Raw genomic sequence first — 21,833 nt, forward strand, 5'->3', positions numbered from 1 at the left:
TTATGGCTAGCTATTGCTTGCCGGCCGAGATAGCCGCACCCAATGGCGCTTGCGGGGACGATGGTGTCGGCTCCGCACTGCTGACTTTGGCAGGTCCAGTTGGACGCAGCCGTATTGAATTGACGATGCTATCGAATAGCTTGATGGCTTGATCATCTGTGAGCGTCGGCTGGACGTGTGATCCGCCCCCTTGTCCGTTTCCGGATGAAAACTCCAGATGCAAGGTAGGCTTAAACGAGTCATGTACTGCACCCAAGGCCTCCCACGTGAAATCATGTATCTTGAATCCCTCTTCGGTGGGCAATACGTCCAGCACTTCCTCGCCGGCAAGGCTACCCACCGAGTGCTTACCTTTTCGCAAAGTTCGCATCTTCCCAGCTATCGATGCGAGTTCTGCTGGCAAAGGGTTATTGTCCACACGTTGGATCAAGGTTTTGTCACCGGCCTTACTGACAGTCTGGCTATAAACGGAAACCCACAGATCAGGCCATTCCTTCAAGTTAATTTGAACCCTGGCCTCTTCAAATGGACTGTCTTTACCGTCGTTGGCGACAAAGCCGTCTTTAATGCAAAAACCCGGATCTGATGGAATTTCATCCTGCTGACGGGCGCGTAAATGCGGAAGCAGGTCATGCTGCAGACTTGAGACCACCGAGTCGATATTTTCTGGATCAAAACCGGTTTGCGTCATAGAAAATAGAACATTTTTATCCAACCGATGGGCGTCAAATCCATAACCAAGACTGCCAAACGCGTCTCGCGACGCCAGGAATATCTGCGTATCTGACGATGGTGATATTGTTTTTGTTAACTGATAAATATGCTTCAATTTCTTTGTCTTAATTTCGCTTTCACGCTGCGACATTCTTTCTGAAAAGCCCTTTGCGTCAATTTCCGTGCGCTCAGATTCAATCGGTCCGAACATGAATTCAGATTGCTGCCCCAGCTCTCTTATTTGACTACCTTCCGGTAAATCGATCACGAATCGACCAAAACAGATGCTGGATACTTTATTCATCAAAGGCTCCTTGGCATGAACAGTCAGGATGCAGAAGCCAGCGAGGATTGCGAAGCTGAGTCTGACGAATCGGTGGGGGCGCCGGGAGTGGAACATGTCTCTCCTTTACTTTGAGGTAGGTTTGGAACAGGAATCGCGTCCTGAATAATTTTCCAGGGGTAGGACTCATCGATAGCGGCGATGGCGTCGCCGACTGCAACGCGTTACCCGTTGACGAGGACCACGCTTTGGGCCGAGGCAAGTAGGCATGCCGAAACCGCCCGGGCACGCGCAGTCCTTCCATCAGGGACGCTCGGGTCATGGCTGGCGCTGAGCCATGCTTGCGGGATCGATTTGCAGCAACTGAAGGGTCTGGACAACCACATACCGTTCGCCAACTACGTGGCCCTCATGCGGTCGGGTCTGGAATTGGCCTGGGACCCCGTACTGGCGCTGCACTTCGGCGGGGCATTAGAGATGGCCTAGGCTCAGCTCGCAAAAAAAAAGCCCCATCCATGGGGCCTGCAGTCGTCCGTAACCGCTATGTCCTGAGTCCGGGGCGTCGGCAAGGAAGCCTGACTAGCCGGACCGAAGTAGTTTGGGACTTGCGGCTAGCGATCTGTAGAGGTGAAGAGCGCATCAATGTGTAGGAAAATTCCTACAGGACGTGATCGGGTGGGCGAGGCATCGAAGTCGCCACTAAAGTGCGAGCCATGCATATTCGAGCATTTGTGGAAACCAACTGGCCCCAAGTCTGGCCTATCGTGCGTGACGTCGTACAGGCGCTGGAGACATTCCCCTTCGACCCGGCCATGACCGCGACGCAGGCGCACAGCATCTGGATCGAGGTACCGCCGGGGCTGACCGTCGTCGCGGTGGATGGCGACCGCGTCCTTGGCACCGCCAAGATGGGAACCAACCGCCCCGGCCCGGGATCGCATGTGTCGACCGCCAGCTTTATGGTCGCGGCCGATGCCCGTGGACGCGGCGTGGGCACCGCGCTATGCCGGTTCGCGCTGGACTGGGCGCGGGAATGCGGATATGCGGGAATGCAGTTCAACGCCGTCGTCGAGTCCAATCGCTCGGCCGTCGAACTCTATCAGCGGCTTGGCTTCCACATCGTCGGCACGGTTCCCGGCGCTTTCTCGCACCCCACGTTGGGCCGCGTCGGGCTCCATGTCATGTATTGCGCGTTCTAATTGACACGGAATCAGGGCCAGCCGGCGTTTCAGGTAACCACAATCAGCGAATGTTGTTCTCCACGTAGCGCCTTATTCGCGCCACGTACGATTGGTAGATCCGTTCCATTATCGCCAAGTGCCGTTCGGTAACTTCGCCGACGACACGGCCCGGAATACCCTGGACTATTGATTCGCCGTCCGAGTCAATAGACTCATAAACGCCCTGCTCCGGCCTGGCCGGAGGGCATGCCGTCCCGTCGTGCCATTGATCGCCAGCCGCTGTGTTTCATGCGGCACCAAGATCACGCCAGTCACCGTTCTGGCTGCAGGCCGCGCAGGCGGCCGCCGTCAACATTCCCTGTTTCGAAGCATTGCCACCAGCCGGTCTGCGGGCAGATCGCGCCAGTCGAGATAACCTCACCCAATGGCGCTTACAGGGACGATGGTGTCGGCTCCGCACTACTGACTTTGGCAGGGCCAGTGGGACGCAGCCGTATTGAATTGACGATGCTGTCGAATAATTTGGTAGCTTCGTCATCGCTCAAGGTAGGGCGCCGAGGATGCCCGTTCAGCGGAGTGCCACTTTCGTATTCGAGTACAAGATCGGGCAACAAGACTTTGCCTTTTGTCCCACTTGCCTCCCATCGAAACGAATGTTGCCTGATACCTTCATCTGCCGGCAATAGCTCCAGAATTTCTTCGCCCTTACGGTCACCAACATCATGCTTACCTCGTCGCAGCGTTTTCAGCTGCCATGAGAGTAGTGAATGACCGCCGATTCTCTGCAATAGTGTTTTCTCACCATCTTTATTTACGGTAGAGGTGCTTACCGTAATGACGAGATCGGGCCAGCGCGGGAAAAGAAAGCTCATGCTCGCATTCTCATATTGATCCTGTGATGCATTATCGGAAATGAACCCATCTTTTATACAAAACCCAGGCTCTGATGGGATTTCTCCAGGATGGCGATTCCGCAACCAAGGAAGCAAATCATTCTTGAGTCGACCAGAGACTTCGTTAAGAAACACAGCTTCGTCAAAATTTTTCTGCTTCAGAGAAAACAAGCGATCATGGTCCAATTTATATGCTTCAAAGCCATAATCTTTGTCGCCATAGACATTTTCAAAGGTCACCATGACCCTGCCTGTCGGCCCGACAGAGTAGGCCTCTTCCAACGACCTGCCTTTGTCTGGATTGATAGCTTTGAGCGTGGCCTCACGCTTTTCCATTTGATCCGCAAAGGCTTTCGGATCGATCTGAGTCTTTTCTGACTCAATTCGTCCATATATAAATTCGTTATTTTGACCATTGATTTCAGCGTCTTTCGGCACGTCAACCAAGAAGCGGCCTACACAGTAGGTTTTTGTCTCACTCATCATGGGTTCCTTGGCGTAAGCGGCCAGGAGGCCGAAGCCGGCGAGGATTGCGAATCCGATTCTGGCGAGTCGCTGGCAGGAGCCGGGACGGGAGCTGGACATGTTTCCCCTTTTGTTCTGTGGTAAATCTTTGGCAGGTGCGGCATCCATTCGGTGCGACTGTGATCAGCAAGCCACTGCCATCACGACTTCCATTCCTCGGTGTAGGCAAAGCGCGTGGGTCGCAGCGACATGTATTGCACGACGCGTGGTCGCCGTGAACGATTGGGACTGCTGCCGTGCGGCAGCAGGTGATGCCAGATGATCATGTCGCCGCGCTTTGCGGCAATCGGCTTCATCGTCAAGGTGCGCTGCGCATGATCACGCGCATTCACGCCTTCGGGAATGCTTTTCAGCCACTGCTTCAGCGTGCGATGAAAGCCCGGTACGCAGCTGAATGCCCCCTGGTCTTCATCAACATCGGCGAGATACAGGATGCCCTGCAATTCAAAGCAGTGCGGTTCGGCGAGCGTGGCATCCCAGTGCAAATGCGGTCCGGGAAACCGCCAGTTGTCGCGCTCCGGCGGATTGAATCCGCCTTGGTCGATGGTTACCCAAAGATCCTCGCGCCCCCACAGTTGGGCATGGGCCTTATGAATACGTGGCGCGCGACGATTGGCCACCAGCGCCGGATGCCGCAGTAGCGGCACCCAGATGGAATGGCCCAGCGATTCGCGATACCAGGACTCCGGGTCGTCGCGGTCCATCCCTAAATAATCGTAGACGGCCATCTCCGCGATTTCCGCCGCTTCCGGGCTGATCGCGTTGCGCAGGATGACGTAGCCATGCTCGTGCCAGTGTGCAAGGTCGTCCGCGCTCAGGCCTTCGACGCGGTCGAGATGGCCGACTTCGGCGCCGACGCTCTCGCCTGCCAGCGCACGCCGCAAGCGATTCAGCGAGGCTTCGTTCAATTCGCCGCCATTGCGCTCCCATACCCAGGCTTCGAATTGCGCATAACTCGGCTGCTCCTGATGCAAATAGCGCAGGGTTTCCAGCACGTTAAGACGCAAGCCAGCCAGCAAGGTCTTCACGACATCCTGCGGCAGCCGCGCAGTAGATCCTGGCGCGCACGCGCAAGCCCAGTAGGTGTGCAACTCATCGATACCAAGACTCGTGACCGCCTCGACCATTGCGCTCCTCACTACCTCGAATAATTTCCAGCCCCGGGCGTCTCGGCGACGCTGTACGGAATGATGAGGCGTTTCGTGTCTGCGGGGAAGGTCAGCGCCAGCAGCCACTTTCAGGGGTGGCCCCAGGCCAAAAGCCACGGCGGTTTCTAAACTCAAGTGCATCACTTGAACGGAGCAGCCGATGGGACAGCGCTATGAGCACCTGAGCGCCGAAGAGCGTGGCACGATCATGGCCATGAAGCAGGCCCAAGCCCTTGGCTCAGCCGGAAATATCTCGCTCGAAACCTTGCCCAACGGCCTCAGGAAAAGCTTGCCGACGCCGCCAGAATGCCGCCTCGGGCCACCGCGTCTCCATCGCGTAGAACTGCAAAAGATGATGACGATACGTGCGATGGATGCGGTACAGATGTTCGGCATAGCTCTCCACCGCGCCGCTGTCGCCGCTGTTCGCCGCCATGATGGCGTCAGCCGCCCGCATGCCGGTGTAGAGCGCGTTGGAAATGCCCTTGGACGACAGCGGATCGAAAGCGATCGCGGCGTCGCCAACGGCGAGCCAGCGCGGGCCGACGATGGTGTCGAGCGCACTGCTGCATGCTTCGGCGCCTTTGACTCTTCCGGTCGGCAGGTATGCATGCTCCTCGCACAAGGCATGCAGATGAGGCGCCTGCCTGAGTTTGCTCCAAAGCGCTTCCCCGCTTAGCAATGAGCGACGCAATCCGCTATCGGCGTCGAAAAGGAAACTGATCAATCGCTCGCCCGAAGGCAGCAGCACGCTATACCACCAGCCGTCCTCGACGGCTTCGACCCAGGTGCGGCCATCTCGATCGGATGACGTATCGCTGCGCAGCCGAAGATACAGGGCAAGCAGCCTGTCGTAGTGGATGGGTGAAGCGCCGAACGCCCGCGCGAGGGATGCGCTGCGTCCGCTCGCATCCAATACCCAGCTCGTTTCGATAGGGCGAACATCGCCATCGGCCGTGCACAGTTGCAGCCCATGCGAGTCGTGGGCATGGCGCCGTGCCGCCGCGTGATCGACACGCAATGCGGCCGATTCGATCAGCGTGGCCCCCGCCCTTCCCGCTGCATCACGCAAGCCGGCGTCGAAACGAGCCCGGTCGAGCTGCAGGCCCGAGCCATGCAGTTGAAAGACGAAATCGTTCACATGCGCCGCAGGCTTGCCCCAGAACGCGACGGTACCGTGGCTCTGGCGATGACCCTCCCGCAATACCTGGTCATGCACACCCAGTTCCCGCAACAGATGCCGCGCCGACGGCGGCAGACCTTCACCGACCTGGAATCCGTGCGCCGGAGATTTCTCGTGTTCGCGCCGTGCATCGGCGACCAGTACGCGCAAACCGCTGCGCGCGAGCACGATGGCGGCGGCGGCCCCTGCTGGGCCGCCGCCGGCTATTGCAACGTCGTATCGCGCTGACGACATCGACTTACTTGCGCGGCTTACCCGGCCTTACCGGCAACGGCGCCGCTTGCGCCTCTTCATCGGAAGCAAAATTGGCCGCCCCCGACCACGCTCGCTGCTTGGGATTGACCTGTGCCCCCTTACTGGCCATCGCCGCCTGCGGTGTGTCTGGCTTGGCCGTACTTACCCCAAGCTTGCCGCGCCTTACCGGCAACGGTGCGGCCAGCGCTTCCTCGTGGGACGCAAAATTGGCCGCTTCCAGCGCCATTTCTTCGGAATGAACTCCGGCTGCCCCAGGCACGCGTTTCGCCCCGCGTGTGCTGACGGTTGCACTGGGCGGCACATCGGGGCCGTAACTTGCGACAAGCATCGTGTTGGGAAACAGCGGCTCCATGTCGGGGTTGTGACGCGACTCCAGCAGCCCCATGGAGCCGAAGATCTCCACCATCTTCTCCATCTGCACGGCAGTCGGGGCACCCGCGCCCAGCGGCAAGTTCCAATTCGTGCGACGGCCGAATGCTTCCTTGCGCGCCTTCATGTCCTGTTCGCGATCGACGACGATGGCGTAGTCCCGTTCGCTCAGTACATGATTCGGTACGCGCGCAGGCCAGAACGTTGGCATATACGGGTCGTATTGCCGGTCATAGCCCGAACGGCAATAAGCGGTATCGGCCTGCCATGGCAAACCCATCCAGCGCGTGAGGTCGCCAGGACCTTGCGTATGCAGTGGCCCATCCACAGACAGAATGGTTGCCTGGTCGAGCGTTTTGCCATAGTCGGGCTCAGGCTCTCCAGCGGGGCGGACACGTATCCTGAAAGGCTTGCTGTAGAGCGAAAGATGCCGCATCGGCCACGTCAGCTCGCAACCCGGATGGAAAGCATCGGCCAGCATGAAATCCAGCGCAGCGCGATCGAGCGTGGCCGGCTGCTCGGCCAATCGAACTTCACTCAAGCTGCTGGGCTTTTTCCGGTTTGGATCCCAATCGGGCGTGAAGTCGCCATCCACCCAGCGCCTGAGAACTTCATATTGCGTTGCGCTGACCGAAGCATTCTGGCGTGGGCTCTCGCCTGCGGGCACCTGCATCGCATCGCCATACAGCCATGGCCAAGGCAACTGGTTGCCGTCGGTGGGATACGGCGGACGGAAGTTGAGAAATATCTGGCGGCGCAACGCCTTGTGCGGGTCGTAACCGGGGTCGACAGGTAGCGTGGAAAGCTTTTCGATCAGCTCCGGATTCGCGAAATCAAACATGGTGTCATGGCCGAAATTCTCGGCAAAACCCTGATTGGTCCATTGCAAATCGGTCAGGCGGAACAGTATGGGATAAACGTCATGCGTGAATGAGATGACCCCCGGTGGCTGCAGCCAGCCAGCCTGCACGTAAAGATCGTAGAGCAAGTCGTACATCGTGCGTACCGACTTTACCTGCGGGCCATAGTTCGGCGGCGCCGTGACGACCCAGGCCGCTTCCACCGGAATGTCACGCCCTTCGATGTTTACGTTCGCGGTGACGACGCCGTCGCAGGTGTCGTCGTACCAACCGTCGGCGTTGATGAAGGAATCGGGATCGTCCTTGTCGAAGATCGGCGTTCCCTTGGGTGATGCCGACTCCCCATGCCCGCCGAGCACCTGCAGCCTGCCGGCAGCGTCGGTCTGCAATTCGCCGATCTTTACCGGCACGCCAGTGAAGTGGCCGCTACAAACGATCGGTTGCGCGCTCTTCCCACTGATGTATTGCATGCCCGCGTCGATCACCAGCGTTTCTCGATCAGCAACCTTGGCGTTGCGGCGCGGGAGTACCGTATCGGCGGCCTCGGGGATATCCATGGCAATTTGCCACTGGTACCAGGCGGCCTTGTGGTTCGCCAGGTGCACGCCCCAGGTGATCTTGGCCCAATCCGCCGTCAATTCGCGCACGACCTGGCCTGCGGCGTTGTAGCCGTAGATCCGGAACTGCGCCGCTTCGCGCTTGAGAGCACCGCTGTCATCGCGATAAAAGCCCGATGGTTTGGCGGGCGGATCGATCAGTTCCGGACCGATGTAAAAATCGGTTTCGCTGTCGCCCACGCGGGCAATGCCAATCGCCGGATGAATCGCCGCCCGTACGATGCGCTCGTCTTTCGCGGCCGGGTAATCGACGCCCGGCGCATATTGAGCCGGCCGCGGCTCTGCGGGTTCGGCCAGCGGCACGCCGTTGACGTTGCGCCGATTGCTGGCAGAAGCGCGATAAACCACCTTGCGCGCCTCCGCGATGCTGCCGACGGGCTGGTGTTCTTCCAAGGCATGCCACGTGTTGAAAGCGAGGTTCTCGCCATACACGGATTGATTGCGGGTATCGAGATCCTGTTGCGGCAATTCGAGTATGCCCAATTCGACAGGTTCGCTAAGACGCTCATCCCAGCGCTGGGTGGCCTTGTCGAGCGGCATGTCTCGATCATTGGTTTGGAATTGCACCATGAAGCGAAACCGCGCATACCCCTTGCGCATGCGCGCATGCAGATCGGCACGCAAATAGAACGGATCGTCGTGGTCCGGCGGCTCGTCGGCGGGCGGCGCTTCCACCGGCTCCAATTTGTATTTGACGTAGCGCCCCTCACCAAAGCGCGACGGGAGAACACTCCAATACGGTGTCTGCAACACGGAATCGACCACCTTTTCCATCTCGTTGAGGATGTCGTCGGTGATCTTATGCGCCTCCAAGTATTCCTCGATCTTCCCGTGCAATGCAGCACAGGTGAATTCGCACATGTCCTTGGCGGTATCGACAAAGAACACGTCGTGGTTCTGAAAAATGAAATCGTGTGTCGACGCGTCTTGATCGGGCTCCAGCAGCTTGGGGCCTTCCACGCCGAACAGCTTGATGCCGATGCCGACGGTGCCCTTCAGATCGGGGACGCCGGGTTGCACATCGGACGAGAAGCGCACCCAAGTCTCGTATTCGCCCGGCTTGGCGAAGATGCCTACCTTATATTCTTCATTCAAATTATCCGAAACGATAAAACGCCCATTCGCGACGCCATGCAGGCGAAGAAAGACCGGGCGAGTGGCCGGATCACGGCCGGCCGCCATGGCCCTACCCTGGGAATAATCAACGAATAACTGCTTGAGACCCTCGATCGGATCGTCATCGCAACAACATGGCTCGGGCGGAAGCGTCGGCGGCAGCGTGATCGGGGTTTTCGAAGAGGAAGACTTGCTCTTACCAGACATGCTTTGACTCCTTTTGGCTACGGCATCCGATAGGAAGTACCGCCTGGTTCATGAGAGGCGAACCAGGCCCGTTCTGAAGCACTGGGGAAAGCTGGTAAATGGACGATCCGGTTTGGCGATGACTTTGGAGCGACCCGAATTATTGCGAGCACCGATTATCGCGAGCACCGATTATCGCGAGCACCGATGTGCACGCGATGTGTAGCGGTTACGTTACACAGGAGTCAGAAAGTGGTTGGATCTTTTTGGATAAAACGTCCATCGCATTGGAGTTGATGAGACTGGCAAACGACGTGGGCAACGTTACAGTGCCAACGACGCCAGCACCTCAAGCGCCGGAGTTTTGGCCGCTGACGCAGGAATCGACTTAGGCGCCCCGCCACTGACGCGCCATGCCAAACTGGTACGCACCTCCAGCTTGCCCATGGTGATGTTCACACCAAGCCCTGCCCCCGAAAGCGTTCGGCGATTGGATGCCTTTGCGTCAAACGGGTGCTTGTTGGTCTCGATCGAGCCCATGTCGTAGAACAAGGCTCCCTGTATGCCTGGCCGCAGGAGTTGCCTCAATTCCAGTGTCGCGGTGTAGCCGCTGTCGCCGGTGGCTTCGTCGGTGGGATAGGCGCGAACACCGGTGGGGCCGCCCAGACTGAACTTCTCGGACGAGTCGAGATTCTTGCTGGACAGTTGCCCAGTCAAGGAAGCCAGCAGCCATGTCTCGCTGGCTAGGCGCTGTTGTCGGCTCAATGCATAGGACAGCTTGCTGTATTCGCCCTGGGTCTGCGCCGATGCCGCATCAATCGCTCGCGTAGAAGCAGGCTGGATGCCCAGGTGCCCCAACGTCCATGCCAGATTGAAACGGTTGACCCCGCCCCCGCTGAATCCGTCTTGCCACAGACCGGACAAGGCGAAGCCGACGACTTGAATGTTCTTGCGTGATGCGGTCGATGTGGCGCCTACATCGTCGTCCAGATGTTTGTCTTCGAGTGAAGTGGTCGCGCTGAGATTGCCGGCCGCGCTCCGTATGAGTGGATAGCCCGCATAGAGCGTGGCGCTGCGGGCCGTACCGTGCGCGTCCAGTGCGGCGAACTCCTTCCCCAGTTTGTAGTGGAGATCAAAGTAGGCCACGCCAACACGCAAGCCATCCGCCCCCACCGGCACCTGGTAAGCGAGCCGACCGTATTGCAAGTTTTTGCCGCTGGTAAGACCCGTTGCACTCAACTGATCGCCGATCTTCAGTGGATTGGCCAGAGATACATCGCTGCTCAAGCGGTATTCGCCGACATAGCGGCCACCGTAGTTATCCAGCGATACGTCACCGCCGATGGCCGCCGCGGGAAGAACGTCGATCAGCAGTTCCGATGTGCCGGGGCTGGCACCGGGCTGCAACGTGGCATGCGATGCACTGATGCCGGGTGTGTCCTGCAGCAGCAGCAAGCCGCGTTCGATTCGCGTTGAACGGACCACATCGCCGTCCTGGATGTCACCTAGGTATTTGCTGACGCGCTCGTTCGACAGGGACGATCGATTGTTCAGCACATGGCCGGCAATGTGCCCTTCCACGATAGCGATGGTCACCGTGCCGGCTGTGATGTCTTGCTCCGGCAGATAGGCACGAGCCACGGCGTAACCCTTGCGGCGATAGTAGGCCGTGATACGGCGAGCGGCTGCATCGAGTTGTTCCAGGGACACCGCCGGCCCCTTGGCGCCCTCCACCAAGGTCTGCAATGGGGCCGTTGGCACTTCCTTGTTGCCACTGAGCACGATGGCCTTGACTGCAAACCTGGCCGTCTTGCTCGATCGGGAATCAATGGCAGCATCCACCTGCTGCGAAGGGTCTGTTTGCGGCGTCGGCACCAACGGCGCCTGCGGTATGTCGCGCAATACCTGCCCCGCGTTCGGGATGACGGTTTGAGCCGAAGCCATCGTGCCGGCGCCATACAGAGCCAATCCAAGGGCGCAGAAAACGGGCGTGCGTTTTACAAGCATGCTGATCACAGAGAAAGAGAGAAGAGAAAAAGGGCACCCAATGCCTGGGGTATCCACACGTCTTGTTTTGTATGTCAAATCATGTAAATCACAGATAGAGCCCATGCGGCACGAGGCATGTTTTTGCTCGTCATTCCGGCGAAGGCCGGAATCCAGTAGAAGTGCCGTGCGAAGCACTCAAAACAGTTTTGGTGTGCTTCGCACGGCACTTCTACTGGATTCCTCGCTCCTCAAACCCGAGCACATCCATGTGCTCTCCCCGCGTACCGGCCTTCGCCGGAATGACGGCTCAAAGCGTGGGGATACCTCAGACCCAATGCCCCTGATGTGCTTATTCGCAGCCCGTGGAAATGGCGGACCTCGGCATCCTGACCCCGCAGTTCAGCACGCTGATCGGCGAGCCATCCATCGGCGGAGCGTCATGGGTTGCGCGGGGCACCCGATCCGCAACATCGACCGGGGTCGTGATATTGCCGCCTGCGGACGAAGATGTGCTGGCGACCGCGTGCAATGCACTGCCGTAACCAGACGCTACCGCGACATTGGCAACGCCGTTATCCGCGCCGATGGACGTAAAGATGGTGGCAGTGCTGGTAGCCGTCTTATCGGTGAGCACGTAGTTGCCGGCATCCTTGCCGTTCAAGGCAAAGGTTTCGCTCACTTTCTTGCCGCTACCCAGACTCGCACTATCGAACGTGCCGCTCTCACTCAACGACACGCTGTCGCCGGCAACCACCCCACTCAGGACGCCACCACTGATCGTTGCCGCGGCCGTACCGTCATAGACTTTGTCGGCGGCCTTGGCACCGCTGACCATCAACGGTGCCGCGCTGATATCCGCCGTGGTGACCCCATTGCTGCTCAACACGTAGTTGCCGGCATCTGCACCGCTCAGATAAGCCTTGACGCTCACGGTTTTGCCCGTTGCGACGGTTTTGTCGTTGAACACACCGCTGCTTACCAAATTCACTGCATCGCCCGCGACGGTGCCCGCAAGCACACCATGGGTGATGGCAAGCGTGCTTCCATCGTAGGTCTTGCTGTCGGCGGTCATGCTGCCGCTCACTATTCGCGCGTTGACGTCAGCCGTGGCTACGGCTGTATGGCTGAGCAGTCTGTAGTTGCCGGCGTCGCTACCGCTCAAGCCGAAGGTTTCGGTGACGGTTTTGCCGGTGCCCGCGTTTTTGGTATCGAACGTGCCGGCTTGGCTCAGTGACACGCTATCGCCGCCGATCACGCCGCTCAGTAGGCCGCCACTGATGGCCGCGGCTGTCGTGCCGTCGTAAATCTTGCTGGCTGCACTCGCACCGCTGGCGGTCAAGGTGGCCGCGGTGATGTCGGCAGTCGCCGTGCTGGCGGCCAGCACGTAATTGCCAGCATCCGTACCGCTCAAATGATTGGTGATGAGGACGGTCTTGCCCTTACCCGCGTTCTTGTCACCAAACATGCCGGTCTGGTTCAGCACCACATGGTCGCCCGTGATCACGCCCCCAAGGACGCCCCCGCTGACGACGGCGGCTGTCGTGCTGTCATAGATCTTGTTGGCAGCGGAGAAGCCGCTGACGGTCAGCGTTGCCGCATTGATGTCGGCGGTAGTCCTTCCGCTGGTGCTTGCCAGCACATAGTTGCCGGCATCGCTACCGTTCAAACCAAAGGTTTCGGTGACCGCCTTGCCGGTGCCGACGTTCTTCGTATCAAAGAGGCCGGTCTGGCTCAGAGACACGTTATCCCCACTGATCAGACCATTCAGTACACCGCCGCTGATAGCTGCGGTCGTCGTAGCGTCGTAAATCTTGTTGGTGGCCGTGGCGCCACTGACGGTCAAGGTAGCCGCTGCGATGTTGGCGGTGGTCGTAGCGGTGTTGCTTGCCAGTATGTAATTACCGGCATCGCTGCCGCTCAAGCCGAAGGTTTCGGTGACGTTCTTGCCGACGCCAACGTTCCTGGTATCGAACGCACCGGTCTGACCCAGCAACACGTTGTCGCCACCGATCACGCCACTCAGCACGCCACCGCCGACAGTCGCATTCACGGTGCCGTCGTAAACCTTGTTGGCCGCACTGGCGCCGCTGACAGTCAACGTCGCGGCTCTCACGTTGGCTGTGGTGACCGCGGTGTTGCTTGCGAGTACGTAGTTGCTGGCGTCGCTGCCACCCAAGCCGAAGGTTTCGTTCACCGTCTTGCCCGTACCGACATTCTTGGTGTCGAACGTGCCAGCCTGACTCAGCGACACACTGTCGCCGCCGATCACACCGCTCAGTACGCCGCCACCAATGGTCGCGGCCGTCGTGCCGTCGTAAGTCTTGTTGGCGGCCGTGGCGCCGCTGACGGTCAAGGCAGCCGCCGCGATGTTGGCGGTGGTCGTAGCGGTGTTGCTTGCCAACAGGTAATTGCCGGCATCGCTGCCGCTCAAGCCGAAGGTTTCTGTGACGGTCTTGCCGGCACCGACATTCCTGGTGCCGAACGTACCGGTCTGGCTCAGTGACACGCTGTCGCCGCCGATCACGCCGCTTAGTACGCCGCCACCAATCGTCGCGGCGGTCGTGCCGTCATAAGTCTTGTTGGCGGCCGTGGCGCCGCTGACGGTCAAGGCAGCCGCGGCGATGTTGGCGGTGGTCGTAGCGGTATTGCTTGCCAGTATGTAATTACCGGCATCGCTGCCGTTCAAGCCAAAGCTTTCGGTGACGGTCTTGCCGATGCCAACGTTCCTGGTGTCGAACGCACCGGTCTGGCTCAGCGACACGCTGTCGCCGCCGATCACGCCACTTAGCGCGCCGCCACTGACAGCCGCGTTCGTGGCGCCGTCGTAAATCTTGTTGGCTGCATGGGCACCGCTGGCAGTCAACGTCGCGGCACTCACGTTGGCCGTGGTGACCGCGGTGTTGCTTGCCAGTACGTAGTTGCTGGCATCACTGCCACTCAAGCCGAAGGTTTCGTTCACCGTCTTGCCGGTACCAACGTTCTTGGTGTCGAACGTGCCAGCCTGGCTCAGCGACACGCTGTCGCCGCCGATCACGCCACTCAGTACGCCGCCACCAATGGTCGCAGCCGTCGTGCCGTCGTAAATCTTGTTGGCGGCCGTGGCGCCGCTGACGGTCAAGGCAGCCGCCGCGATGTTGGCGGTGGTCGTGGCGGTGTTGCTTGCCAGTATGTAATTACCGGCATCGCTGCCGCTCAAGCCGAAGGTTTCGGTCACGGTCTTGCCGATGCCAACGTTCCTGGTGTCGAACGCACCGGCCTCACTCAGCGAAACATTGTCGCCACCGATCAAACCGCTCAGCATACCGCCGCCAATAGCCGCGTTCGTCGTGCCGTCGTAAACCTTGTTAGCCGCACTGGCACCGCTGACGGCCAAGGTGGCCGCGGCAATATTGGCGGTGGTCGTAGCGGTGGTGCTTGTCAGTATGTAGTTGCCAGCATCGCTGCCGTTCAAGCCGAAGCTTTCGGTGACGGTCTTGCCGGTGCCAACATTCTTGGTATCGAACGTACCGTTTTGACTCAGCGTCACGGCATCGCCGGCGATCACGCCGCTCAACACGCCGCCGCTGATGGTTGCGGCGGTCGTTCCATCGTAGGTTTTGCTGGCTGCACTGGTGCCGCTGACGGTGAGCATCACGCGCGTGATGTCGGCCTGGGCGGTAACACCGACCACGCCGCCGAACCCACTCCAAAGCGACCCGCCTGACTGCACACCCGTCAAGACGTAGTTGCCGACATCGCTGCCACCTAGGCTGTAGACCTCCAGGATGGACTTGCTGCTTCCGACGTTCTTGTTGGAAAACGATGCGCTCGCGATCAAGCTGACGCTGTCGCCGGCCAATACACCGCTCAGGCTTCCGCCGCTGATGGCCTCATTCTTCGTGCCGTCATAGATTTTGTTGGCGACCGTACCGCCCGTGGCGATCAAGTTCAGCGGGTTGATGTTGGCGGTGGTGGTGCCGGTATTGCTGGCCAACACGTAGTTACCTGCATCGCTGCCGCTCAACCCGAAGGTTTCGCTCACCGTCTTGCCGGCACTCACGTTCTTGTCGCTGAAACTTCCCGACCCGGCAAGCGTGACCGCGTCTCCGGCGATCACACCGCTCAGCGTGCCGGTGACGGTGGCGGCAGTGGTGCCATCGTAGGTTTTGCTGGCGGCGCTGGCGCTCACGCCAAGCGTCGCCTTGGCGATGGGGAGGCTCGCATCGGCATAGCCGATGTCGTAGCCCTGCTGATTGGAATAGAGGCCCGAGAAAATCAAGGTACCCGCATTGCTGTCGTAGCTGCCGGCCTTGGCTGAGCTGGTGGTGTACGTAAGGCCGCTGCCTAGCAGCGTGGCGCTGCTGTTCGATACCGTATAGCTGGTGCTGCCGCTGGCGACCGTGCCGTCATAGGTCTTGCCCGCGGAGACGCCGGTGGCGGTTACGCTGACTGGCGTAAGAAAGCTGCGCAGCAGCGGTGCGGTGTTACCGTCGTAGATGCGCCACACGCTGCTGGAACCGTCCGTCGTCGATACATCCCAGCCGGCGCTGACGTAAATGGATGCTTGCGGCATCTGCGCAGTGGTGAGGCCGGTGCCGTACGAGCCGAAGGCCAAGCCCGAAGTGTCCTTATTCCAGAAGCTGTTGCTGACGACACTGCCGGGGCCACCAATGCCCACCAGTCCTTCAACGTTGCTGCCTCCCGTCACCGTGCCATTGGCATAACTGTTGCTGACGCTGCCGCGGTTCGCGCCGACCAGCCCGCCGACATAGCCCGCGGTAGTCGTTACCGCTGCCAGCGAATAGGTGTTGCTGACGCTGCCGATGTTTTCGCCCACCAGGCCGCCGACATAGCTGCCTCCCATGCCACGGTTGGAAATCACCGTTCCGGTGACGTAACTATTAGTGATGCTGCCGGCGTTGTAACCCGCCAGTGCGGCCACATGATCCACGCCGGAAACGCTGGCATTGACCATGCCGACATCACTGGCCGCGCCGCCGGCACCGATGTAGCCGAACAACCCCGCATAGTCGATGGCAGGCTGGCCGGCAACGCTGGAAGGTTCGTTGATGCTGAGTCCGCTGATCAGCTGGCTATTGCCTTCCAGGCTGCCAGTGAACGCATACGCGCTGTGACCTACCGGCATGAAGCCCGATGTGCTCCACATGCCGCTGGCGTTGCTGCCACTGGTTTCGCTGGCGTCGATGCCGTTGCCGAGCGCGTAGTTGGCGGCCGGATTCACCGCCATCAGCTGCAACTGGTGCACGTTGCGAATGTAGGCGCTGTATTCGCTGTAAAGGAAAGGCCGGCTCGAACCTTCGGCCATGGCCCAGGTGTGATCGCTGGTGACCCATACGCCCGAGCCGATGGCGGTTTCGGTCCAAGTGCCCAGGTTGACGTAGCTGCCGTGGTTGTAGCGGCTGGATGCGCCGACGGCGTTGACGTTGGTCACCGTGCCGTGGTCGTTGTAACCGATCGTGCCCCCCTGCCCCGTGCTGTCGCTGTCCCAGTAGGTATTGGTGAGCTTGGAGTTTACGGACATGTAGCCTACGAGCCCGCCGACGAAGGTGGGGCCCGATACCGCACCGCTGGCCCAGCTCTGGTTCACGACGCCGTAGTTGGGTGAATAACCCACCAACCCGCCGACGTTCGTTTGGCCCGTTACCTTACCGGTGGCATAGCCGCGGGTGATGGTGCCGTTGTTTTCCCCGACCAAGCCGCCGCTGGACTGATAGATGTCGACCGAACCGGTGGCATAACTGTCGCTGATGGTGCCCCCGTTTTCGCCCACCAGGCCGCCACCGTCACTGGGATAGCCATGTACCGCAACCGCCGCGTAGCTGTTGCTGATGTTGCTGGCATTTCTGCCCACCAGCCCGCCGACGTAGCCCTCGCCGCGCACCTTGCCGGTGGCGTAGCTGTTGCTGATGCTGCCGCTGTTGAAACCCACCAGCAGGCCCGTGAGATTGCTGCCGCCTTCGATATCGCCATTGACTATGCCGATATCGCGAACGACGCTGCCGGTGTTGGTCCATGCGAACAAGCCCGCGTTGTTGCCTCCGTTCACGGTGCCGATCGAAAGGTTGCTGAACTGGTGCCCCAGTCCGGCGAACGTACCGCTGAAGCCGCCGGAGCCGCCGATCAGGGATTGGGTGAAGGTAGTGCCGTTGTAATCCTGATCCTGCGCCAGCGCGTAGCGACCGGAGAGGTTGTTGTTGATCGCGGCCAGATCGCTGATGGTGTGTACCAGCGTGTAACTCGTGCCGTCGATCGACAGGCTCGCACTGGCGCCGCTCAAGCTGATCGGCGCCTTCACGTTGTAATCGGTGCCGGCGCTCGCGCTGCCGGCCGATGCATAGTTGCCGTAGTTCAGCACCAGGCCGGCCGATGCACCGCTCGCGGTGATGGCGGCGTTGACGTTGATGTTGTGGTACGCGTTGAGCGTCAGCGTGGTGTTGGCGCTCCAGCTCACCGCTGCGTTGACGTTAATGTCGCCGCTGTCGCTGCCAGCACTCGTGTCGGTGGCCAGCGCGACATTGGTGGTGGCCAGGTTGTTCGCCAGCGTGGTCGCGCCGATGCCGCTGTTGGTCGCTGCCGCGCTGCCGCTGCTGATAGTGAAATCGGTCGGGTCGATCAGCCAGGTGCCGGTCTTGCCGCTGTCCGAGCGCGTGCTGACCGTCGCGCCATTGGCTACCTGCACGTGCGCGCCGCTGGTTTCGATCGTGCCGCCGTTGTTGCTGCCGCTGGCCGAGGCATCCAGGGTGCCGCCCACTCGGACGGTGCCGTTGTCCATGTCGCCCAGCAGCAGGATGCGGCCAGCCTTGTTTGCAACCGTGCGCGCTTCGATCATGCCGGTGTTGTTCACGGCCGCGCTGGCCAGCGCATCGGCAGCACGCGCCGAGAGCAGTACGCGGCCGCCATCGGCCTGGATCAGCTGGCCATTCTCGACCAGTGCGGCTACCGCGCCTTGGTCGATGGTGTAACCGAGCAAGCTGTTGCCATCCAGGTCGAGCGTGACCTTGTTGCCTGCGGCCAGCGCGGCCGTGCCCAGGCGGGCACTGATGACGCCTTCGTTGCGTACCTGTGGCGCCAGCAGTGCGATGTAACCACCCGGTGCCGCACGCAAGCTGCCCTGGTTCACCACGGCGCCGCTGCCATCTGCAGCCTTGGTGAAGGTCGTTCCACCCGCCATGAAGTCGGCGTTGCTCAGGCCGAGCGTGGAGGCCACCAGACCACCCACATTCGTTTGGCTGCCGGCGCCGAACAGCACGCCGTTCGGGTTGAGGATGAAGACCTGGCCGTTGGCGCTAAGGCTGCCCTGCAGCACGGTGGGACTGCTGCCGACGATGCGGTTCAGCACAATGGCCTGGGCGTTGGGCTGGTTGAAGACCAGCGCTTCGTTGCGGCTGGTGGACAGCGTTGTCCAATCGATGACCGCCCGCTGGCTGCGCTGGTCGATGGTCGTGGTCGTGCCACTGGTGCTGACGCTTGCCGTACCCGCGGTGACGGTGGCATGGGAGGCATCGGCCGCTTGGGCATCGGTAACCACCAGCCATACCAACGCCACCACGGCCACAGCGCCGCGGCCCCCGGTTCGCGCACCGCCGCTCTTCCCGCGTGCCTTGGCGTTTTCCGTAACAGCCACCCACAGTTGTAGAGCGGCGTTCCAAACCAGCCGGTAGATACGATTCACGATTTGCCCCTGTGCGAAGTGGAAGCCCGCAACCACAACCTATTATTGTATGACGCTTATGGCGTTGTCGTCCGTAGTCAAATGGGCTACACCCCGTGCTTCGCAGGGGTTGCAAAACGACGTGCTCTTGAACGTGCTCTTTAAACCGCCAGGAACCTTCATGCCATCACCGGCCAGCGGCCAAACACCCGCGCTCATTCACGTGGCTATCGTGGAAGACGACCCTGTTTTCAGGCAGGCGCTGGCTGGGGCGATCGAGGGGACGCAAGATCTGAAGTTGGCCGGGGCAGCCGGCACGCGCGCCGAAGGTTTGGCCATGCTGGAAGGGCCTGCAGCCGATGTGCTGCTGGTGGACCTGGGCTTGCCAGACGGCTCCGGCATCGACGTCATCCATGCCGCCGTGCAGCGATGGACCCGCTGCAGCGTGATGGTCAGTACCAACTTCGGCGATGAAACCCACGTGATCCGCTCGATCGAGGCCGGTGCATCGGGTTATCTGCTGAAAGACAGTTCCCCCGCCAGGATCGTGGACGAGATTCGCAGCCTGGCCAGTGGCGGCAGCCCCATCAGTCCGATCATTGCGCGACAGGTGCTGGCTCGTTTTCGGCAAACCAAAGTAAGCGCCGCGAGCCAGCCGATGGCATCAAACGAAGCGCCGCCGCTGTCCGCCCGCGAGAAAGAAGTACTGGAACTCATCACCAAGGGTTTCATGACCAACGAAATCGCCAAGCTGATGGAGCTGTCGCCCTTCACGGTGCGCAGCTTCGTACGACGCATCTATACCAAGCTCAAGGTCACCTCCAAGGCGGAAGCCATCTATGAAGCGAGGAACCTGGGGCTGTTGACCAATTAGCGAGCGCTATCCAAGCACTGCATGAAATACCGTCCTACGCCCTTTTTTGCCAACGCGGTGTTGGTTCTCTCCCTGCTGTTGCTGGTTATCGTGGGCATCTTCTATTCGGGTGCCGGTAGCAAGCAATCATCGGCGGCAAGCCCGCATCTGACGCAAGCGGACTGGCAGGTTGACGATGCGCAGGGTTTCAGTGCGCCGCCGCCCGTGCTGGACAGCGCATCCTTGCCGAACACCTGGCAGCACTCTGCGCTGCCCCTGGCCCCGCCCATCGCTTTGTTGCGCCAGGCCAGCACGAAAACAAACGCAACGCTCGTCCACACCACCTGGCTCAGGCTCTCCGTCCCTGCTCTGCCCAACCATGACAGCCCCTTGGCGCTATACGGCGCACGCATCAAGACGGACGGCACCATCGCGGTCTATGTCAACGGCCGGCTGGTGTATCGCGCACAGGAACAAGGACCGCTGTGGAACGGTACGCGCACCCCATTGTGGGTCGTGCTGGACAGACCGGCCAACAGCGCGCCGTTGAGCGAGATCCTTATCCGCCTGGAGCACACCCAAGGCACGCGGGTGGCGGTGTCCTCGCTATGGCTGGGCCCGGTCGAGACGCTGAAGGTGCGCTATCACCTGCGCCAATGGCTGCAGCAGGAACTGCCTGCGATATTGAGCATGGCGTTCCTGACCATCGGCATTTTTGCACTGTTTGTGTGGTTCAGGCGCCGCCACGAAACCAGCTATCTGCTCTTTTTCAATCTGGCCGTCACTTCGTTCCTGCGCAGCCTGCACTTCTATATGGGCGTGCCGATTGCCAACGACTGGTTCGCCTGGCTGACGGTCAACTCGCTGTTGTGGCTGGTCCTCGTTGTGCACTTCTTTCTCTGTCAATTGCACGGCCGCCAGCTCACATGGTTCACCCGCGCACTGGTCGGGGTTACCGGCATGGTTGGCGTGTTGACCTTGCCGGTGCTGGCGGTACTGCCGAACACGCCCAAAGTCACCCCGCTGATCTATCCGATTGCGGCGCTCATGGGCGCATCGGTCGGATGGGTGGGAGGCGTCAACGCCTGGCGCCGCCGCTCCAACGAAGGGGTCTTGGTGGCGATCGGTGTCGGCATCTGCACCTTGTTGGGCGTGTCGGACTGGCTGCTGCAGAACAATTTCGTCAGCCCGGAAGGCTGGTATTTCGGGGCTTACAGCAATGCCATCACGTTCGGCATCTTCGGGACCCTGATGTACCGGCGTTACGTGAATGCCATCGCCGAGGTGGAGCGGGCCAACGCCAACCTCGCACAGCGCCTGCAGCAGCGGGAAGCCGAACTGGAGCAAAGCCATCAGCAGTTGCGTGAAATCGAACAACGGCAGCTGTTGAGTGACGAACGCCAACGCCTGATGCAGGACATGCATGACGGACTCGGCTCCACCCTGATCAGCGCCATACGCTCGGTGGAGCAAGGCGGCATGCGCGGGGCCGACGTATCGCAGCTGCTCAAGGACTGCATGGATGACCTGAAACTGGCGATCGACTCCATGGAGCCCGTCGAAGCCGACCTGTTGCTATTGCTGGCCACGCTGCGCTTCCGGCTGGAGCCACGCATGGAAAGCGCGGATGTTGCCTTGCTGTGGGAGGTGAAGGAGCTGCCGGCGCTGGACTGGCTGGACCCTTCGAGCGCACTGAATATTCTGCGCATCGTGCAGGAATGCATCGCCAACACGTTGCGCCATACACGCGCCACCCGCATCCGGGTCGCCACGGCCATGGAAGAGGCTGGCGTGCAGGTCATCATCGAAGACAACGGCCAGGGCTTCGACGTAGCAGCCACCCTCGAACGCGCCAACGGGCGCGGACTGCGCAATCAGCAACGTCGGGCTCAGGCTATCGGCGGAAAGGTGACATGGCGATCAGGAGCAACCGGCACCCAGTTCGCGCTGTGGTTGCCTTTGAGGCGTGATTGTTAGGGTCAAAGGTAGTCCTGCCATACCCTGGATAGC

At 60.4% G+C, this 21,833-nt stretch carries 10 protein-coding genes; 3 read left to right on the top strand and 7 right to left on the bottom strand.

Features of this window, described 5'->3' with window-relative positions; translation table 11 throughout:
- Window positions 1–10: 10 nt before the first annotated feature.
- The gene (locus OUZ45_RS17005) at window positions 11–1,018 is read right to left on the bottom strand and encodes a T6SS immunity protein Tli4 family protein (protein ID WP_266171352.1); all 1,008 of its coding nucleotides are present in this window, start codon (window positions 1,016–1,018) and stop codon (window positions 11–13) included.
- Window positions 1,019–1,710: 692 nt separating this feature from the next.
- On the opposite strand from OUZ45_RS17005, the gene OUZ45_RS17010 reads away from it, so the two are divergent.
- Window positions 1,711–2,196, top strand: coding sequence for a GNAT family N-acetyltransferase (locus OUZ45_RS17010; RefSeq protein WP_266171354.1), 486 nt, complete (start codon window positions 1,711–1,713; stop codon window positions 2,194–2,196).
- A gap of 413 nt (window positions 2,197–2,609) precedes the next feature.
- Here the strand turns inward: OUZ45_RS17010 and OUZ45_RS17015 are convergent, their stop codons facing one another.
- The 6 genes from OUZ45_RS17015 to OUZ45_RS17040 all read right to left on the bottom strand — a co-directional run bounded on the left by OUZ45_RS17015 (window position 2,610) and on the right by OUZ45_RS17040 (window position 18,991).
- On the bottom strand, window positions 2,610–3,656 hold the full coding sequence (locus tag OUZ45_RS17015; protein WP_266171355.1) for a T6SS immunity protein Tli4 family protein: 1,047 nt from the start codon (window positions 3,654–3,656) through the stop codon (window positions 2,610–2,612).
- 80 nt (window positions 3,657–3,736) lie between these two features.
- Window positions 3,737–4,723, bottom strand: a complete 987-nt coding sequence (locus OUZ45_RS17020) for a phytanoyl-CoA dioxygenase family protein (RefSeq protein ID WP_266171357.1) — start codon at window positions 4,721–4,723, stop codon at window positions 3,737–3,739.
- A gap of 259 nt (window positions 4,724–4,982) precedes the next feature.
- Complete coding sequence (locus OUZ45_RS17025; protein WP_266171358.1) at window positions 4,983–6,161, bottom strand: tryptophan 7-halogenase; 1,179 nt, start codon at window positions 6,159–6,161, stop codon at window positions 4,983–4,985.
- 4 nt (window positions 6,162–6,165) lie between these two features.
- Complete coding sequence (locus OUZ45_RS17030; RefSeq protein ID WP_266171359.1) at window positions 6,166–9,210, bottom strand: LodA/GoxA family CTQ-dependent oxidase; 3,045 nt, start codon at window positions 9,208–9,210, stop codon at window positions 6,166–6,168.
- Between the two features lie 444 nt (window positions 9,211–9,654).
- Complete coding sequence (locus tag OUZ45_RS17035; protein ID WP_266171360.1) at window positions 9,655–11,274, bottom strand: ShlB/FhaC/HecB family hemolysin secretion/activation protein; 1,620 nt, start codon at window positions 11,272–11,274, stop codon at window positions 9,655–9,657.
- A 394-nt stretch (window positions 11,275–11,668) separates the two neighbouring features.
- Window positions 11,669–18,991 carry a YDG domain-containing protein gene (locus OUZ45_RS17040; protein WP_266171361.1) on the bottom strand — a complete coding sequence of 2,441 codons (7,323 nt, stop codon included), beginning with the start codon at window positions 18,989–18,991 and terminating at the stop codon, window positions 11,669–11,671.
- Window positions 18,992–19,151: 160 nt separating this feature from the next.
- Here OUZ45_RS17040 and OUZ45_RS17045 point away from each other — a divergent pair, with 160 nt between their 5' ends.
- Window positions 19,152–19,844, top strand: a complete 693-nt coding sequence (locus OUZ45_RS17045; RefSeq protein ID WP_266171362.1) for a response regulator transcription factor — start codon at window positions 19,152–19,154, stop codon at window positions 19,842–19,844.
- A gap of 21 nt (window positions 19,845–19,865) precedes the next feature.
- The gene (locus OUZ45_RS17050) at window positions 19,866–21,800 is read left to right on the top strand and encodes a sensor histidine kinase (protein WP_266171363.1); all 1,935 of its coding nucleotides are present in this window, start codon (window positions 19,866–19,868) and stop codon (window positions 21,798–21,800) included.
- The last annotated feature ends 33 nt before the right edge of the window (window positions 21,801–21,833 follow it).

The organism is Dyella subtropica, from assembly GCF_026283965.1.
Classification (GTDB): domain Bacteria; phylum Pseudomonadota; class Gammaproteobacteria; order Xanthomonadales; family Rhodanobacteraceae; genus Dyella_D; species Dyella_D subtropica.

Bases quoted from the DNA above. Each gene is read 5' to 3' on its own strand.
- OUZ45_RS17005 (WP_266171352.1), bottom strand. From the start codon at position 1,018: ATGAATAAAGTATCCAGCATCTGTTTTGGTCGATTCGTGATCGATTTA.
- OUZ45_RS17010 (WP_266171354.1), top strand. From the start codon at position 1,711: ATGCATATTCGAGCATTTGTGGAAACCAACTGGCCCCAAGTCTGGCCT.
- OUZ45_RS17015 (WP_266171355.1), bottom strand. From the start codon at position 3,656: ATGTCCAGCTCCCGTCCCGGCTCCTGCCAGCGACTCGCCAGAATCGGA.
- OUZ45_RS17020 (WP_266171357.1), bottom strand. From the start codon at position 4,723: ATGGTCGAGGCGGTCACGAGTCTTGGTATCGATGAGTTGCACACCTAC.
- OUZ45_RS17025 (WP_266171358.1), bottom strand. From the start codon at position 6,161: ATGTCGTCAGCGCGATACGACGTTGCAATAGCCGGCGGCGGCCCAGCA.
- OUZ45_RS17030 (WP_266171359.1), bottom strand. From the start codon at position 9,210: ATGGCGGCCGGCCGTGATCCGGCCACTCGCCCGGTCTTTCTTCGCCTG.
- OUZ45_RS17035 (WP_266171360.1), bottom strand. From the start codon at position 11,274: ATGGCTTCGGCTCAAACCGTCATCCCGAACGCGGGGCAGGTATTGCGC.
- OUZ45_RS17045 (WP_266171362.1), top strand. From the start codon at position 19,152: ATGCCATCACCGGCCAGCGGCCAAACACCCGCGCTCATTCACGTGGCT.
- OUZ45_RS17050 (WP_266171363.1), top strand. From the start codon at position 19,866: ATGAAATACCGTCCTACGCCCTTTTTTGCCAACGCGGTGTTGGTTCTC.